The organism is Enterocloster sp., assembly GCF_057861365.1.
This window is the reverse complement of the sequence record NZ_DBMACH010000002.1, coordinates 173,832-191,275: the sequence shown is the minus strand read 5'-3', so window position 1 is coordinate 191,275 and position 17,444 is coordinate 173,832. Positions and strand designations below refer to the sequence as shown.

The following is a 17,444-nucleotide window of genomic DNA, read 5'->3' as shown; positions in this document are numbered from 1 at the left end:
GTTTTTATACGAAATCTTCCCGCATGGGATTAAAGATATCTAAAAGGATGCCTCTCTCTTTGCAGACACAGCCGTGCTCCACGCCGTTTAACTTTAACATGGTATCTCCGGCTTTTACCGTCTTTATCTCGCCGTCAATATTAAACTCAAACACACCGCTTACAACATAGGTGATCTGAGTATGGGGGTGGTGGTGAAGTTTTCCCTCTGCCCCTGTCTCAAAGGTGTTTTCCACACACATAAGATCCTTGCTATAAGCCAGCACTCTGCGCACTACGCCTTCTCCGGCAGGCTCTGCCTTTGCATTTTCATGAAATACCCATCTTTCATCCAACATCTGTAAGTCCTCCTGATTCTTTATGATTATTTATGCTTCTTTAAAGCCTGCGGCCTTTAAGAAACGGCCAAAAGCTTCTCTGCCCTCTTCAGTGCATTTGTATACGCCCGCATCCTCCAGAACTCTGGCAAATACAAGACCCACCTCCTCCTTGAAGATCTCCTCTGCATTATCAGCCGTGATCCGGATTCCCCGGCTCTCATACTTGGGAAGAAATTCCTCTACCCAGTCTGCATGCTTGCTTATGGCATCGTTAGAACGGATATCCTTTCCCTCTGCCATGTATTCTCCCAGCTCTGCCAGCTCGCTCTTTAATCGGGAAGGCAGCACTGCCAGACCCATAACCTCGATCAGGCCGATATTTTCCTTTTTAATATGGTGCAGCTCCTGATGGGGATGATATACGCCCAGAGGAAATTCCTCTGTGGTAATGTTATTGCGCAGCACCAGATCCAGCTCATACATATTCCCGTTTTTGCGGGCAATGGGCGTAATGGTATTGTGAGGCTCTCCCTCTGCTTCTGCGAATACAAAGGCCGCCTCATCGGTATAGCTGCGCCACATCTTCAGCACATGGTCACCCAACTCAATGAGCCTGTCGCTGTCCATACACCGCAGACGCAGCACAGACATGGGCCAGAATACGATTCCCGCCTCTACATCCTCATAGCCTTCCATGGTGAAATACCGCTCAATGGGCGCCTTTGCCATGGCAAAAGTATAGTGACCGCCCTGAAAATGGTCATGGCTTAAAATAGAGCCGCCCACAATGGGAAGATCCGCGTTGGAACCCAGAAAGTAATGGGGGAATTGGCGGATAAAATCAAACAGCTTCTTAAAGGTGGCTTTTTCAATCTTCATGGGAACGTGCTCGCCATTAAACACGATGCAGTGTTCATTGTAATACACATAGGGAGAATACTGGAAGCCCCACTGGCTGTCATTGACCCGGATCGGGATCACACGGTGGTTATTGCGGGCCGGATGGTCAGCCCGTCCTGCATATCCCACATTTTCCATGCACAGCTGGCATTTGGGATAACCGCTCTGTTTTGCCCTTCTTGCTGCTGCAATGGCCTTTGGATCCTTTTCAGGCTTCGACAGATTGATCGTAATATCAAGAGTGCCGTAGCGTGTTTGTGCCGTCCATTTCATATCCTTTGCGATGCGGTATCTGCGGATATAATCGGAATCCTGACTCAGCCTATAATAGTAATCCGTAGCAGCCTGGGGAGATTTTTCATAGTGTTTCCAGAACTCTGCCGTCACCTCGCTGGGTCTTGGCATCAGACAGTTCATAAGCTTTGTATCAAAAAGATCTTTGTATACAACGCTGTTCCCTCCTAAAAGCCCCTTTTCTGCCGCATAATCCAAAAGAGTCTTTAAAATTTCCTCCAGCTCCGGTTCTTCTCCCTCTGCCTTCGGCTCTTCATATTCATTTATCCTCAGCACATCCAGGATCTGGTTTCTGGCATAAACCGCATCCTCCTCCTTCAGAAGTCCCGTTTTCAGCCCATAGCTTACCAGATCTTTGACTGCTTTACTGATCATGTCTGTAACCTCCCTGTGATTTTTTATTGAAAAGACGGCTTTTTTAACTAGAAAACCGTCCTGACTTTATACCTCTATTATAAAAGGAGCGCTTCGGTATGACAATGTCATTTTTTTCTGTCATATTACAATTTTTATGGATTTTTCGGTTTTAATGAGTCAATTTTTGCTTATTTAATGCAATGCCGATCAGATTACAGATTTTTTATCACATTCCCGATCCGTTTTAACACCAGACCGCCTAAAAGCCCTATGGCTGCCCCGGCAGCGGTTCCTGCAAACAGCAGCACGGGAAGATAAGAAAACACGCCAAAGGTTTTGACCACATAAGCCGCCATCAAAAACTGGCCTATATTGTGAAATACGCCTCCCAGTATGCTCACTCCCACCATATCAAAAAGAGAAAAACGGCAGCAGATCCACATAACAAGCAGGCTTAGGGCCGCTCCAGCCAGGCTGAACAGAATGGAGGACATTCCCCCAAAGGCAAAGCCGGAAAGAAGGATCCGGGCAAGGCTGATCCATACTGCCGGCCACAATCCCAAAACATAAAGGGACAGGATCGTCACCAGATTTGCAAGTCCCAGCTTCACCCCCGGCGCTCCCAGATAGATGGGAAGAATACGTTCAATATAGCCGAATACAAAGGCAAGAGCAATCAAAAGTCCATAAACCGCCACCCGGCGGGTTCGTATATTCATACAGCAAGTTCCTCCTTTACAACCGTTCTGTTTGTATGATAAAATAAACGGGAATCTAACATCCACGCAAAAAGGAGTGTATCTGACTATGAAGCAAAACCACCTCATGAAGCATAACCTGGCAGGCTTCATCCTTATGGCAGCCCTGTCTCTGGTATTTATAGCTGCTTCTGGATCTATTTACCAGCTGCTTCGGGGACCTGTTACTGTAAACCAGCCGGAATTTCCTTTAAAGGACGGCCAGTATTCCTATGACAGCGAATTTGACTCCAAGGGTTTTTATAACCATGTGGAGCTGACCGTTGAAAACGGCATCATCACTGCCTGCAGCTGGGACTGCTTCGGTGAGGACGGCATTGGCAAACAGCAGCTCTCTCTGGACGGTCTGTACATCATGACCGAGGACGGCCCCACATGGAAAGCCCAGTCGGAAGCTCTGGCTGCCTATGTGATCGAACATCAGACGGTAAGCCAGCTGGCAGATGAAAACGGCTATGCCAAAGATGCCATTGCTTCTGTAAGCATCAATGTATCCGGCTTTATCAACGGGATCAATGAGTGCTTAAAGCAGGCGGCAGCCTGATGGCCCGCACTTCGGCAGCCGGAAGGAGAACCTGTTTTTTAATAATCGTTCTGCTTCTTCTGGCCGCAGTCCTTATGGGATATCAGTATCTTTTCCCTGCTCCCAAAGGCCAGACGGCTCATATTTTTGTGGACGGAAAAGAGGCTGCTTCCTTTCCTTTAAATAAGGATCTGGAATACAGGGTTTCGGGAGCAGACGGCGGAACAAATCTTTTGATCATCCAAGACGGACAGATCTGGTGTCAGGAGGCCGACTGTCCCGATAAAAACTGTGTCCGGCAGGGAAAAAAACAGCTTTCCACCGATACCATCATATGTAAACCCCATAAAATGGCTGTAACGATCACAGGAGAGGAATAAACTTCCTCTCCTGTTTTTTATCCCTCTGGTATCCGTATCACAAAAACAGTTCCATGGCTCTCTCTACAGCCCCACTGTCCTCTATAAACAGCTTTACGATCCACCCGGCTGCCATCACACAGGCTCTGTGGAAATGAATGAGCAGGCTGTCAAAGGCCAGGCCAAACAGAACCCCCGTTGCAAACCGCCTGCCATTTTTGCTTTCATAGGATGTAAAAAGCTGTAAAAAACCGTCTGCTGTCATAGGAAGCATAAAAAGGATCATCAGCCGCAGCTTCATATCTCCCCATAGAAGGATCAGAGGTATCCCGGCGATCATGCCGGCCAGCTCCCCCGTACATCGGGCACAGATAGGAAACGGTTTTCCGTTCCAGTAAAAGGAACGGTCCGGACGGGCATGACAGCCAAAAAAGATCCGAAGGAAACGCCCCATCCTCTTTTACTCCTTACATTCCGCCAATCAGCGCTGCCGTAGCAATGGACATAACGAATACACCTACATAGATGAGTATGGTAAGGATCACGGATACCAGTGCTCCGATGCCTGCCGCTTTCGCCGTTTTGGGCTTTTCATCTCTCCATACCAGAAATAAGACCAGGCCTACCACCGGAATGCAGCATCCCAAAAGGCCCCACAAAAAACCGCCTCTGTCTTTTGGATTTTCCACCGTATCGTCGTATCTTCTGTCTTCCATATGATTTCCTCCCTTTTTCTCAATATTATCCAGATTTCTTGCTTAATCGGCAAGATACCTTCGCTTTAAGCTTTCTCCCCTACAGCGACAGTCCTCCCCTTGCTCTTGCTCTGCGGTCACAGATCGACTGGATCACAGGCACCAGGAAAATTGCCACAATTCCCCCTGCAAACCCATTATTGTAAAGATTCACGCCTCCATAGACGATCCCCACCTGCAAAGCCACAGAGGAATGGAGATACCCTGCAATAAGTCCCGCCACGACTCCGAATTTTCCCGCAACCGGCGCCAGCGTGGTCGAAAGAAGAAGGGCCAGAATGGGAGACGGATCATTGATATTCCATTTTTTGGTAAAGCTTGCAAGATATACGCCAAACATAACCGGTGCTATATTCCGTATATGTTTTCCCGTAGAGCTGAAGCCCACGATCGTAAGGATACCGCAGATTGTAGGCCCGTTCATATCTCCGCCTACCATGAGCACAAAAAAGGTGGCAAACAGGCCATTGATCCCCATATTAAAGACCGTAGTTGCCCCGCCCTCAGCCTTAAAAAAGTCGGCTCCCGCCAAACCTGGATCTGCCAGGATCCGGCGGTAGGATTCCCACAGCGTCTTTCCTCTCACAGCAACTGCTGCTGCGATCATAGTTCCGAAAAACAAGGACAAAAGCACTGCAAAGAGTTCCTGGTTGCCCTTGGACCAGATCAGCCTTGATTCAATCCGGATCCCAAAGGATTTTTCCAGAGATACGACCACCGTAGCGATAATCCCTGCTGCAAAACCTACGTTATAAAGGGAATATCCATTGTGCGCATAGTGGACATGGGTACTTAAAGGCGGGAGCACAAAACCAATGCTGATCCCCACCGCCAAAGAGATCAAAACTCTGGCATAGACCGGCAGATGGCCGATCTGCATGATCTGCGTCATAATAGGCGAAAGGCTGGTTCCGTAAAGGCCGATATAAAGATACCGGTGAAAGGATGTCTTATGATATCTGGAATACAGAAATACACCTGCCAGAATGGCCCAGATATTCATAATATTCTTTCCGAACAGCGAAAAGCCGAACATGAGAAACACTGCCGTGATCGTATGGCCGCTCATTTCCATTTTCAGGAAATAAATCATCGCCAGACTGATCAGAGTGATAATTCCGGCATTGATCATGGCTGCTCCGATTCCGCCTACGGCAAAGTAATCCGTGATCAAAAGATCGGGTTCTATGACAATGCGGATGAGCCCCTTAAGGATATCAGGAAAAGGCTGGACCACAAGGCCAATCACAATAAAATACAGTGGAAACAGGGATAAAATAAGAAATTTTCCCTTCCGGGTCAGTGTTTTCATTTCATGAAAATGTTCCAGGTGGTGTTTCACGCCATCCTCCTTTTTACATCAATCCGGTTATCATTCAGTGTCGTAGCCTCCATATCGGAAAGCCTCTCATGGTTCAGAGCATTAAATAAAAGAACCGAGCCTGTCTGAGAACTGCTGTAAATGCCGGAAACAGCAGCCGTTCCCTTTGCAATCCGGTCTGTGATCACCGCCCGAAAGTCTACCTCGGCCAGATCGTTCCATGCAGTAACCATATCTCCCTCCCGGACTTTTCGTTCTGCGGCATCCAGGGGATGGAGCATCAGGGCAGCCGGCCCCCGCTTTTGTACTAAATCCCTGCGCTCCAGAAAAATAGAATTTAAGGTATGGGAATCAGGTATGCTGATCAGGCTTAACGGATACGCTCCGCCGTAAGGTTCCTTATAGCAGGGCACAGGTTCCTTTTCCTCCTGATTGACAATCCGAAGCTTACCGGAAGGCGTTTTAAAATGGCCATGATCCCCAAAGGGCTGACGTACTGTGCCATTTTCCCGAAGAAACTTCCACTGTTTTTCTGTAAGTTCCAAAAGCCCCTCTTCAGGATGGCTTAAAAGCTCCTCTAACATTTCTTCCTCGGTACGCTTAAAATACGGCTCTTCAAAGCCCATGGCCTCTGCCAGAAGTCCAAAGAGCTCCCAGTTGCTTTTGCACTCTCCCTGAGGCTCAACCAGTTTTTTTGCTACGCTAAAGATCCGATAGCCATATGCCCTGAAACAGTCGGTCTGCTCTACGGAAAAGACTGCCGGAAGAAGGATATCTGCATAGCGGGCCGTATCGGTGAGAAACCGCTCATGTACCACTGTAAATAAATCCTCCCGCATCAGCCCCTTAAGAATCGCCTTCTGATCACACACAGAGCCCACAGGATTGCCTCCATAGACGAAAAAGGCCTTCACTGCATCCTCTCCTTCCGCCGTAAGCGCCGAACCGAGACAGTTGATGTTCACGCCAGGCCCTGAAACCTTCCTGAAATCCGGTCTTGTAACACGTTTCGCATCCACGAAGGGACCGCCATTATGCTCCGCTGCGCAGATACCGCCGCCCGGCTTTCCCCAGGCGCCTGTAAATGCAGATAAAACCGTGATCAGGCGGGAGGTCATTCCTCCATTTCCATATCTGGAAAAGCCGCTTCCCAAAAGAATCGCCGGAGCTTTGGCCTGTCCGAAGAAAAGAGCCAGCCTGCGGATGTTTTTTTCAGGTATGCCTGTGATCTGTTCGGCCCACTTTGGAGTGCTTTTTCTCACAATCGGCAAAAATGCCTCATAGCCCTCACACCGTTCTCTTAAAAACACCTCATCTGCCAGCCCTTTTTCCTCCAGCACATGCATCATGGCAAGAGCCAGTGCTCCGTCTGTACCGGGACGGATCAGAATCGTTTCGTCACAGTAGGCGTCCATTTCTCTGGCGCAGGCTTCAATAAGGAGCACTTTTTTCCCGGCAGCCCTTGCTTCCTTTAAAATGGGCATCACATGGAGGCGTGTGGCCTTTACATTGCTGCTCCACACCAGGATCAGATCACTGCTTTTTAATTCCTCCGGCTCCAGGCAGGGGGTCTGCCCCATGACAGAGGCATATCCCATTCCTTTTGCATTGGCGCAGAGTCTTAAAATAAGTGGGCGTGCTCCCAGACGGTTAAAAAAGGCATCCCCGCACTTTCGCTGGATCACGCCCATAGTGCCGGAATAATAGGACGGAAGGATCGCCAACGGGCCATTTTCCCTTATGATCTGCCGAAAATGTCCTGCGATCTCCCTTACCGCCTCTTCCCAGGTGATAGGTTCAAACTTCCCTTCCCCCTTATTCCCAGTCCGTCTCATAGGAAAAAGGATCCGGTCCGGGCTGTTGACGGACAGCTGATACTGCTGCATTTTTTTACAGATCAATCCTTTTGAGGCCGGATGCTCCGGATCCCCGGCCACCCCTGCCACGCGCCCGTTCTCTATGGTGGCTAAAAGGCCGCAGGAGGCCGGGCAGTCATAGGGGCAGGTAGTCCTGCGGATATCAGTCATTCCATTCCTCCTACAGCACATGCTTCCTCAGATATGCGCCGTCCTTTGGGCTTAAGTAGGCCGGAGCAATATCAAATACGGTCTTGCAGCCCTTTGCGCCCTCCTTATTCATACGGTAGGCAGCTCTTGCATAGGCGGCAAGGACGGAAGCAGTAAACTCCGGATTAGAATCCAGCTTTAAGCTGTACTCGATCACATGGGAATGCTCATCCTTCATACCTGTAGTTCCTGTGCGGATCACAAAGCCGCCGTGAGGGATTCCCGCATGATCTCTTAAAAGCTCTTCCTGGCTGATAAAATGCACCGTTGTGTCATAATCTGCAAAATAATTGGGCATAGTAACGATGGCTTCACGGATTGCATCCTGATCGGCTCCCTCTTCTGCCACTACAAAGCACTCTCTGGTGTGCTTCTGCCGTGTAGTAAGCTCCGGCTGGCTTCCGCTGCGCACTGCCTCCAATGCGCTCTCAACCGGAATCGTATACTGTCTCGCATCTCTTACACCAGGGATCCGGCGGATGGCATCAGAATGTCCCTGGCTTACGCCTCTGCCCCAGAAGGTATAGTCCTTTCCTCCGGGAAGGACCGCATCCGCATAAAGACGGTTTAAGGAAAACATACCGGGATCCCAGCCCACAGAGATCACTGCCACATGGCCGCTCTCAAAAGCGCTCCGGTCTACTGCCTCAAAATGCTCCGGAATCTTTGCGTGGGTATCAAAACTGTCGATCACATTAAAATACTTCGCCATTTCCGGTGTCTGCTTTGGAAGATCCGTAGCGCTGCCTCCGCAGATGATCATTACATCAATCTCATCTTTCATTGTGAGAATGTCATTAACTGAATATACCTTTACTCCCTCTGTCAGGAGAGAAAGGGACGATGGGTCTCTCCGGGTAAACACTGCCTTCAGTTCCATATCCGGATTGTGCTTAACTGCACACTCCACTCCCCTTCCCAGGTTTCCGTATCCAAGGATTCCGATTCTGATGCTCATAATTTTGTCTTCCTTTCTCTTAGGGTCTTTTAGCCGGATGCAGATATCCGTTCCGGCCACTGTAAAAAGTATACTATATGAAATTTTCCTTTGCAAGCGCAAACATTCGCGTAAGAAGCAGCCAGCCGGGGCGGTAAAAATACATCAGCTGCCAGAAACCCGCGCCAGTGAGTTTTTTCTCCCTTATAAGTTCAAACTTCGCCTTTAAGCTTCGCACATCCTCAAACCATACCTCATGGCGGATGCCGTACTGCCAGTAATGAAAATAGGGAGACTGTGTCAGCTCATCAAAATAGATCACAGAGCCATGGTCAATGGCCAGCTGTATGGCCTGGCGGGTATTTAATGTAACTGCCCGTGTGCGTCCCCGCTCATAAGGAAGGGGCCAGTCATATCCATAATTTGGAATGCCAAGGCTGATCTTTTCTGCCGGGATCCTGCTTAATGCATAATCCGCCACCCGACGGACCATATGGATGGGCGCCACTGCCATAGGCGGCCCCTGGGAATATCCCCACTCATAGGCCATAAGCATCACCCTGTCTGCCGCTTCGCCGATGGCCCGGTAATCAATGCCTTCATAGAGAAGCCCCGGCTGGTCATCGGAGGTCTTTGGCGCCAGGGCAGCACTGACAAAAATCCCCAATGCCCTAAACACCCCTGCACAGAGGCGGACAAACTCCGCAAACCGCTCCCTGTCACCGGCCGGCACATATTCAAAATCAATATCCAGTCCCTCATACTCCTTTTGCTCTATCACAGCCATCAGCTGCCAGACCAGCCGGCGCACGGCCCGGTCATTCGAAAGAAGCTCTGTGATCAGCCGGTTATTAAACCGCCCGTCCGGGCCCAGAGGCGTGAGTACCATCACCGGACGGACGCCCGCAGTCCGGGCGGACTGGATGACCGGCGTATCCTCGATATGAGGAGAGACCAGATCCCCCTCTGCCGTAAAACCATAGGAGAAAATGTAAATATCTGTAAGAAATGGCAGGGTTTCATCCAATGTATCCCGATCAATAAAAGGATAGGCATATCCAAAGGAATAAAGAAGGGGACTTCCGGCCCCTATACTGCCTTCTGCCCCCACATAAAGAGACTGGCCCACTGCCAGGCGGTAGGGATATTCCAGCTGGTTGGCCCAGATCAGTTCTCCAACCGGCCTTCCGGTTTTTGCGGCTATCTCATCCACTGTATCCCCTTCTTCTACTACATAAATCCATTCATCTTCCAGCATGTTTCTGCCTCTTTGCTTTTTGTAAAACTATATGCAGGCAGAAAGGAAGTTTTCCCTCTTTTCTTTCAGACCCCATTCCTGGCGCACAGGTCTGATACGCAGCAGTGTTCGCAGTCCGGCTTTGTCCTCGCACTGCAGACTGCTCTTCCGTGGAATACCAGACGGTGGCAGAAATCACTGCCTTCCTTTGGAGGAATCAGCTTCCAGAGAGCCATTTCCACCTTTTTAGGATCTTTTATGCCCTCTACCAATCCCATACGGTTCACCAGACGGATGCAATGGGTATCTGTTACAATGGCAGGCTTTCCAAATACGTCACCCATGATCAGATTGGCGCTTTTACGTCCCACACCCGGAAGCTTCAACAGATCATCAAAGGTTTCAGGCACCTGTCCGCCATATTGCTCTTTTAAGATCCGCATACAGGCGCTTATATCCCTGGCCTTGCTCCGTCCCAGGCCGCAGGGCCTTACGATCTCCTCAATCTCCTCCGGCGAAGCAGCCGCCAGGGCATCCACATCCGGAAACTTTTTGTACAGCTTCTCCGTTACAATGTTGACCCGCTCATCCGTACACTGGGCCGCCAGACGGACGCCTACCAAAAGCTTCCACGCCTGATTATAATCCAGGGTACAGGAAGCCTCCGGATAGGCTTTCTTAAGACGCTCGATCAGCTTTAAGGCCAGTTCCTTTTTCGTCATTTCCATATTTATCCAAATACCTTTCTTCCTCCCAGATACGCAGCATGAACCGGTATCGTATGAAGCTGTTCCGGAGCCGTTTCAAAGGGCGACTGCTCCAGGATCACAAAGTCTGCCAGCATACCGGGACAGATCTTTCCTTTTATCTTCTCCTCAAAGCTTCCTTCTGCCCCACGGATCGTATAGCTGTCAAGAGCTTCCTGCACTGTAAAAGCTTCATCTGGAAGATAGGGTCCTACATGATCCTTTATGGTAGTGCGGGTCACGGCACACTCCATAGAAGCCAGAGCGTCGGGCAGCTCCACCGGACAGTCCGTACCGTTGCTGACAGAAACCCCCTGTTTCATAAGGGTTTTCCAGCTGTAGCTGGTCGATGCCAGTTCCTCTCCCACTCTGTCTTTTACAATATGATTATCATAATCCAGAAAAATACTCTGGGCATACACATGAAGCTTTAAGCGGGCAATCCGCTCAAGCTGATCCGGACGGGTAATCTGGCAGTGAACAATCCCATGGCGGTGATCCTCTCTCGGATGCTCCTTTAATGCCTTTTCATAGGCATCTAAAACACGGTCCAGACAGGCATCTCCGATGGCATGGACGGCTGCCTGCATTCCGTGCGCATTTGCATAGCCGATCATTTCGTCAAAAACCTCCTGGGAAAATACAGGGATCCCGCAGGTGGACGGATCATCCGCATAAGGGCGGCTCAGATACGCAGTTCTGGCTCCCAATGCTCCGTCTCCCAGCATCTTAAGAGGCCCGACCTTAAAAAGCTCTGTACCGCTGCCCGTGACATTTCCCGCCTCTACAAAAGCTTTAAGCTCTGAAAGCTCTGTGAAGTTACACTGTTCATAGACACGAACCGTAAGCTCTCCCTCTGCCTCCAGCTCCCTGTAGGCCTCATTCACAGTCTGCCACGGCACATCCCGGTACATGCAGTAGTCATCCGTCTGGCTGCTGGTAACACCGTAGGAATTTAAAGCCCTGCAGGCCAGACGGATCCTGTTTTTGATCCCTTCCTTATCCGGAACGGGAATTGCATGGTACACCAGATCCATGGCATTGTCAAAGAAACGGCCGTCCGGCCCCTCCTCATCCATACCGATACATCCGCCCTCCGGCTGGGGCGTATCCTTTGTGATGCCAAGCAGCTGTAATGCCTTTGTATTTACGACCAGACAGTGACCGCAGGCCCGGACCGCACAGACGGGCACGTCCTCTGATACCTGATCCAGATCATGACGGTCCGGCATCCGGTCTGCATCTGTAAAATAATCCTGATTCCATCCCCGGCCCATCAGCCATTCACCCTCTGCGCAGGGATTCTCCCTGTAAAACTCCTTTAGGCACTGAAGCATATCCGCCAGGCTCTCTGTACGGGCAGCCAGCCGGGCAGAACACAGGCTGTTTCCGTATCCTAAAAGATGCATATGGCTGTCATTAAAACCGCTGCATACAAAACGGCCCTTAAGATCGGTACACACATCTCCCTCCCCGGCCAGTTTTAGAACGGATTTGCTGGAACCGGCAAAGATAAATTTACCATTTTCTACCGCAAAGGCCTCAGCCAGCGGAAGACTGCCTGTATAAACCTTTCCATTAAAATAAATATGTTTCATGGCACATTCTCCTTTCGTCAGTGCTTTTCTTCATAGAACAGGCAGGCATCCGGCTCTGCTGTTCCCTCTCCAAGATACCGTGCCTTATAATCCTTTAACAGACGGAAATAGTCCTTTGACAGCAGCAGGATCACAGCCACATTCACAAAGGTGGGAATGGCAGAAGTAATGTCTACCACGGTCCAGATAAAGCCCTGATTATTTGTCTTTACCAGATAAATCGTCCAGATAAGGCCCGGAAGCGCACGGACTGCGTAAAACAGCTTCAGCATCACTTTTTTCATGGGGCCTTCCTTTTTGCAAAGGTGCTCCAGGATTGACAGATAGTAGGTAAACCAGCCGCCGGAGGTGGTGACAGTAAAAATAACCATGATCAAAGCTAAAAGCAGGCTTCCTGCAGTACCAAAACTCTGGGAAAAGGCGCTTAATGCCAGAGTGCCGCCGTCTGTGCCGTTGGTCCAGTTTCCGCTTAAAAGCACAGAAACAGATGTGATGGAGCAGACTACAAAGGTATCAAAAAATACTTCAAAGGAACCCCAAAGTCCCTGTGCAACAGGATGGGGTGTTCTGGCAGAGGAATGGATCATGGGAGAAGTACCCCAGCCGGCCTCATTGGAGTATACGGAACGTGCCATACCTACCCGGATCATCTCACTGACTGCACAGCCGGCAAAGCCGCCGATGGCTGCCGTACCAGTGAACGCATTTGTTACAATGGCAGCAAACACAGAGGGCACTCTGGAAAGATTTGCCAGAATCATGCCAATTCCCATTAAAATGTAGAAAACGCTCATTAAGGGGACCAGCTTGCTGAACAAAGACGCAATCTTTTTGGTGCCTCCGTCCGTTACAATATAGGTCAGAACGCAAAGAGCCGCTCCCACCAGAATAACGCCCTCAATCTGAAAGCCTCCGATATTCACCGTATCCATTTTAAAGGCTCCTGCTACCACCTGGGAAGCAGTCAGCGTAGAGGAGGTTACAAAGAATGTAGAGAAAATACCTGCGCCGAAAATAACTGCCGGTATCAGCCACAGCTTTCCCCAGCGGCGCTCCTCTCCCAGTCCCCGCTCCATATAATAGGTAGGGCCGCCGTAATATTCACCCTTTTCATTGGTATGGCGGTAATAGCAGCCCAGCGTTACCTCTACCTGCTTCAAGATCATTCCAAGACAGGCAGACAGCCACATCCACAGCACAGCGCCAGGGCCTCCTGCCGCAACTGCCGTAGCCACACCGGCAATATTTCCAAAGCCTACCGTACCGCCGATTGCTGTGGAAATTGCTTCAAAGGAACTTAACATTCCCTTTGCATTATCCTCCTGCTTCTGGCTTTTTTTGTTTAAAATCGTGCCACCGGTATTCTTTAAAATCCAGCCAAAGCGCCTGAACTGAAAGAATCCGGAACGGACTGTGAAATAAATACCGGTAGAAATCATCAGTACGATTAACGGAAGCCCCCACAGGACGCCGTCTAACCAGTTGAGAAATTCGATCATTTTTATGATCCCCCTTTTCTTTTGTTTATGTACAGCAATCTATTCCACCTGGGCTCTGCCCGCAAAAAAGGAGCAGCGGTTTTTGCATCCCACTGCTCCATAAATCATCCATCCATGAAACAATAGCGCCTCCACCGTTTGGTGAGAGTGTGCAGCCTGTTCGACTGCACCCCAACATACTGCCTGCGAAAGCAGTACATTTCGGCGGCTCCTCCTTTCCCTGCTCTTCCCTGGCTTCGCTGCCTCCAAACAGGTACTGATAGTATCCGCACCTCTATTGCCGTACTCTTTTTGTAGTATCATAGCTGGTTTCACGCTGGCTGTCAACTGTTTTTGCAAGTTTATTTCTTCGGCCAAATTTCACTTGATACAATCTTTTTTTCGTCCTATACTAAAAAATCATATGTTTTATCCGGAGGTACACATTATGTCACTCACACCACCCATCACCATTCGCCCCGTTTCCACCGCTGACAGCCAGGCTCTCCTTGATATTTACCGTCCCTATGTGGAGCATACTGCCATTACCTTTGAATATGAGGTTCCCACTGTGGAGGAATTTACCCGCCGGATCCGCCACACCTTAAAGCGCTACCCCTATCTGGCAGCAGAAAAAGACGGACAGCTTTTAGGCTATGCTTATGCAGGCCCTTTTCATGAACGGGCAGCCTATGACTGGTGCGCTGAGGTTTCCATTTATATACGGACTGATGCCCGCGGCACAGGGATTGGAAAAAAACTCTATGAAGCTCTGGAGCACGCACTTACTGCCCAGAATATCCTCAATCTTTACGCCTGCATCGCATGGCCGGATAAGGAAGATGAATATCTTACCAGAAACAGCGCTGATTTCCACCGCCATCTGGGCTATGAACTGGCAGGAATGTTTAAAAACTGCGGCTATAAATTCGACCGCTGGTACAGTATGATCTGGATGGAAAAACAGCTTGGCCCCCATTCCGGCCATGCAGAACCCATTATCCCTTTCCAGGAACTGCTTCACCGGATGCCTGTTTAAAGCATCTTCTATTATGCATGATTTTGCACTTTGTCTTTTGAATATTGTATTCATGTTCTTTTTTTACAAAATACTGTCCGTTTTTACCGATTTGTGCTACAATTCTAACAGAACATTCCTGAAATGTTTTTCGTTGGGAATGCTGCCCGGTAAGCAGAGTGGCTTATGTGTTCTGTGGACCGAGGCGTCACTACTATACAAGGGGAGAATTTGAAATGGCAAAAGAAATGATCGCAATGCTGCTTGCCGGCGGCCAGGGTTCACGGCTTTATGCCCTGACTCAAAAGCTGGCAAAACCTGCAGTTCCTTTTGGCGGAAAATACCGTATTATCGACTTTCCGCTGTCAAACTGCGTAAATTCAGGAATTGACACAGTAGGTATCCTGACCCAGTACCAGCCTCTGGTACTGAATGAATATATCGGAAATGGACAGCCCTGGGATCTGGACCGCCTTCACGGCGGAGTTCATGTGCTTCCGCCCTATCAGAAAGCCTCCGGCTCGGACTGGTACAAGGGTACAGCCAATGCAATTTATCAGAATATATCCTTTATTGAACGCTATGATCCCCAGTATGTGATCATCCTTTCTGGCGATCAGATCTGTAAGCAGGATTACAGCGATTTTCTCCGCTTCCATAAGGAAAAGAATGCGGAATTCAGCGTGGCTGTCATGGAAGTCCCCTGGGAGGATGCTTCCCGCTTTGGCCTGATGGTAGCGGATGAAAACGACCGCATCACCGAATTCCAGGAAAAACCCAAAAATCCTAAATCCAATCTGGCATCTATGGGTATCTATATCTTTAACTGGGATATTTTAAGAAAATATCTCATTGAAGATGAGGAAGATCCGGATTCTGAAAATGATTTCGGCAACAATATCATCCCTAATCTCTTAAAGGACGGACGCAGGATGTACGCCTACCACTTTGACGGCTACTGGAAGGATGTAGGAACGATTCCTTCTCTCTGGGAGGCCAATATGGAGGTTCTGGATCCGGAGCACAGCGGCATCAACCTGTTTGACGAAAACTGGAAGATTTATAGCCGTAACAGCGGTATGACCGGACACAAGATTTCAGACGGAGGCGTTGTAGAAAACTCCATGATCACCGACGGCTGCCGTATTGCAGGCACCGTACGCCACTCCGTACTCTTCATATCTGCGTTATGTCAAGAGAACTCTTGATCGATCTCATCAATACAGCCTTTATCCGCGGCTATGTATATTTTGAACGCGACATTTTAGCGCCGCAGATTGACAAACTGGATATCCGATCCTTCCGTTTTGACGGCTATACCGCCCGGATCTGTGATATGAATAGCTACTTTGACGAAAACATGAAGCTGCTGGATGATGAAAATCTGGATGCTCTGTTTTCCCCCAGTCCCGTATATACAAAGATCCGTGATGACAACCCCACCCGCTACATCAACGGCTCCCGTGCAAATAATATCATGGCAGCGGACGGTTGTGTAATCGAGGGAGAAGCAGAAAACTCTATCCTGTTCCGCGGTGTAAAAATCGCAAAGGGCGCAAGGGTAAAAAACTGCGTTCTTATGCAGGATACTGTGATCGAAGAAGGCGCTGATCTTGAATATGTGATCACCGATAAGAACGTGACGGTTACAGCCGATAAGGAATTAAAGGGTTCAGACACCTTCCCGGTATATATCGCAAAATCCAGAACTGTATAACATCATATGCTTAAAAATCACCCCTCAGACCGGTCTTTCCATTCCGCCCTGAGGGGTGATCCTCTTCCCTATCCTGTATAAAGCCTCTTACCAGCTCTTTTTAAGCTTTAAATTCCAGTCCACCTCATAAGGATTCCACTGACTTGCTTTCAGATTTTCATAAATTTCTCTTCTCTCTTTTGAGCTGTCGCCGGAACGCTCTTCATAGCCCTTCAGATAATCCTCTACAAATTCCTCCCAGGAAGAAAAGCTCTTCTGTATTTCCTTTGCCACCTCTAACGCCCGATCCAAAGCTTCTGTCTCTGTATAATAATCCGCCAGATAATAAAAACCCAGATTGGACATGGCCCTGCTGTAATCATAGGCAGAATTTTCTGCTGATGCCGACGATAAAAGCTCCTGTAAAACACGGTCTGCCGAAGAACGGTCTGTGATCCCCCAGCTGGTCTTTAACATCTGACGATTCTGATCTTTTGCCGCCCTATCCATCTCCTCGCCGTTCTCTTCCTTTCCCGCAAGCTTTAAGCCACCGCCAAAGGCACGGATATTGCCAGCATTGTGCCGGGTAAGAATCGCACAGGCAGCATTAAACCACTGAACTGTCTGATTGTTCATATAGGGATTTGCTGTTTTGTTTAAATACTGCTGCCGGCTGCTGATAGCTGTAAAAGAAGAGCCTGATACACTGCTTTTACTCCCTTCCCCTGATCTGCGGGAAGGACTTGAGTCCATAGCGCCTCTTTCATTGAATGTATAAAGCTTTCCGTTGATTTCCCTTTGACAGTTCTTTAAAATATGGCCGTTTTCATCCAGGTAAAACCACTGATTGCCTGATCTACGGAAGTCATTGACCACCCGAGTGCCATCCTCTTCATAATACGCATAGGTATCTCCCTCTTTCTGCCAGCCTGCAAAGGCTATAAGGGGAGTCATAAGCATCGCCGCGCAGGCAAGAGCTGCTGCTTTTATAAACCATTTTCGTCCTGTATTCATCCGAATCATCCTCTCACCTATCTCTGCTGTGCACCTTCTGTCTGAGCACATTTACAGTATAGCACAGG

The 17,444-nt window shown here is 49.1% G+C and carries 16 protein-coding genes, 2 pseudogenes and 1 riboswitch; of the genes and pseudogenes, 5 read left to right on the top strand and 13 right to left on the bottom strand.

Annotated features, from left to right (window positions below):
* Positions 1 to 4: 4 nt before the first annotated feature.
* The 3 genes from ACZM6M_RS03690 to ACZM6M_RS03680 form a co-directional block, all read right to left on the bottom strand.
* The gene (locus ACZM6M_RS03690; RefSeq protein ID WP_337433937.1) at positions 5 to 337 is read right to left on the bottom strand and encodes a cupin domain-containing protein; all 333 of its coding nucleotides are present in this window, start codon (positions 335 to 337) and stop codon (positions 5 to 7) included.
* A gap of 30 nt (positions 338 to 367) precedes the next feature.
* A complete protein-coding gene (gene galT / locus ACZM6M_RS03685) occupies positions 368 to 1,888 on the bottom strand; it encodes a UDP-glucose--hexose-1-phosphate uridylyltransferase (protein ID WP_489489720.1) in 1,521 nt (506 codons plus the stop codon).
* Positions 1,889 to 2,082: 194 nt separating this feature from the next.
* Positions 2,083 to 2,589 (bottom strand): Gx transporter family protein, encoded by a 507-nt coding sequence (locus tag ACZM6M_RS03680; protein ID WP_337433939.1) that lies wholly within the window; start codon positions 2,587 to 2,589, stop codon positions 2,083 to 2,085.
* 88 nt (positions 2,590 to 2,677) lie between these two features.
* Between ACZM6M_RS03680 and ACZM6M_RS03675 the strand changes: the two genes are divergently transcribed.
* Both ACZM6M_RS03675 and ACZM6M_RS03670 read left to right on the top strand, forming a co-directional pair.
* Entirely contained in the window at positions 2,678 to 3,172 is a 495-nt protein-coding gene (locus tag ACZM6M_RS03675) for a hypothetical protein (protein WP_066549380.1), read from the top strand.
* Positions 3,172 to 3,531 (top strand): NusG domain II-containing protein, encoded by a 360-nt coding sequence (locus ACZM6M_RS03670; protein ID WP_340277020.1) that lies wholly within the window; start codon positions 3,172 to 3,174, stop codon positions 3,529 to 3,531. Before ACZM6M_RS03675 ends, ACZM6M_RS03670 begins: the two co-directional genes overlap by 1 nt.
* 37 nt (positions 3,532 to 3,568) lie before the next feature.
* Here the strand turns inward: ACZM6M_RS03670 and ACZM6M_RS03665 are convergent, their stop codons facing one another.
* The 9 genes from ACZM6M_RS03665 to ACZM6M_RS03625 form a co-directional block, all read right to left on the bottom strand.
* On the bottom strand, positions 3,569 to 3,964 hold the full coding sequence (locus ACZM6M_RS03665; protein ID WP_337433941.1) for a DUF2085 domain-containing protein: 396 nt from the start codon (positions 3,962 to 3,964) through the stop codon (positions 3,569 to 3,571).
* Positions 3,965 to 3,977: 13 nt separating this feature from the next.
* Positions 3,978 to 4,226 (bottom strand): hypothetical protein, encoded by a 249-nt coding sequence (locus ACZM6M_RS03660; RefSeq protein WP_066549386.1) that lies wholly within the window; start codon positions 4,224 to 4,226, stop codon positions 3,978 to 3,980.
* A gap of 79 nt (positions 4,227 to 4,305) precedes the next feature.
* On the bottom strand, positions 4,306 to 5,577 hold the full coding sequence (locus ACZM6M_RS03655; protein ID WP_337434039.1) for a DUF1576 domain-containing protein: 1,272 nt from the start codon (positions 5,575 to 5,577) through the stop codon (positions 4,306 to 4,308).
* Positions 5,578 to 5,603: 26 nt separating this feature from the next.
* A complete protein-coding gene (locus ACZM6M_RS03650) occupies positions 5,604 to 7,613 on the bottom strand; it encodes a molybdopterin-containing oxidoreductase family protein (protein WP_489489716.1) in 2,010 nt (669 codons plus the stop codon).
* 10 nt (positions 7,614 to 7,623) lie between these two features.
* On the bottom strand, positions 7,624 to 8,610 hold the full coding sequence (locus tag ACZM6M_RS03645; protein ID WP_418493961.1) for a diaminopimelate dehydrogenase: 987 nt from the start codon (positions 8,608 to 8,610) through the stop codon (positions 7,624 to 7,626).
* Between the two features lie 73 nt (positions 8,611 to 8,683).
* On the bottom strand, positions 8,684 to 9,847 hold the full coding sequence (locus ACZM6M_RS03640; RefSeq protein ID WP_489489714.1) for a glycosyl hydrolase family 18 protein: 1,164 nt from the start codon (positions 9,845 to 9,847) through the stop codon (positions 8,684 to 8,686).
* A 65-nt stretch (positions 9,848 to 9,912) separates the two neighbouring features.
* Positions 9,913 to 10,548 carry an endonuclease III domain-containing protein gene (locus ACZM6M_RS03635; protein ID WP_337433945.1) on the bottom strand — a complete coding sequence of 212 codons (636 nt, stop codon included), beginning with the start codon at positions 10,546 to 10,548 and terminating at the stop codon, positions 9,913 to 9,915.
* An 8-nt stretch (positions 10,549 to 10,556) separates the two neighbouring features.
* On the bottom strand, positions 10,557 to 12,170 hold the full coding sequence (locus ACZM6M_RS03630; RefSeq protein WP_066549395.1) for an amidohydrolase: 1,614 nt from the start codon (positions 12,168 to 12,170) through the stop codon (positions 10,557 to 10,559).
* Between the two features lie 17 nt (positions 12,171 to 12,187).
* Complete coding sequence (locus tag ACZM6M_RS03625; RefSeq protein WP_296038695.1) at positions 12,188 to 13,669, bottom strand: alanine/glycine:cation symporter family protein; 1,482 nt, start codon at positions 13,667 to 13,669, stop codon at positions 12,188 to 12,190.
* A gap of 115 nt (positions 13,670 to 13,784) precedes the next feature.
* Positions 13,785 to 13,954: riboswitch (Lysine riboswitch) on the bottom strand.
* Positions 13,955 to 14,096: 142 nt separating this feature from the next.
* Between ACZM6M_RS03625 and ACZM6M_RS03620 the strand changes: the two genes are divergently transcribed.
* The 3 genes and pseudogenes from ACZM6M_RS03620 to ACZM6M_RS03610 form a co-directional block, all read left to right on the top strand.
* Positions 14,097 to 14,687, top strand: coding sequence for a GNAT family N-acetyltransferase (locus tag ACZM6M_RS03620; protein ID WP_418926656.1), 591 nt, complete (start codon positions 14,097 to 14,099; stop codon positions 14,685 to 14,687).
* A gap of 215 nt (positions 14,688 to 14,902) precedes the next feature.
* Positions 14,903 to 15,844: pseudogene (locus ACZM6M_RS03615) on the top strand (glucose-1-phosphate adenylyltransferase); the annotation flags it as partial.
* Positions 15,841 to 16,383 (top strand): annotated as a pseudogene (locus ACZM6M_RS03610) (GlgC family sugar phosphate nucleotidyltransferase); the annotation flags it as partial. The pseudogenes ACZM6M_RS03615 and ACZM6M_RS03610, both read left to right, overlap by 4 nt.
* Positions 16,384 to 16,470: 87 nt before the next feature.
* On the opposite strand, the gene ACZM6M_RS03605 reads toward ACZM6M_RS03610, so the two are convergent.
* A complete protein-coding gene (locus ACZM6M_RS03605) occupies positions 16,471 to 17,376 on the bottom strand; it encodes a DUF1266 domain-containing protein (RefSeq protein WP_418926849.1) in 906 nt (301 codons plus the stop codon).
* Positions 17,377 to 17,444 lie beyond the last annotated feature (68 nt).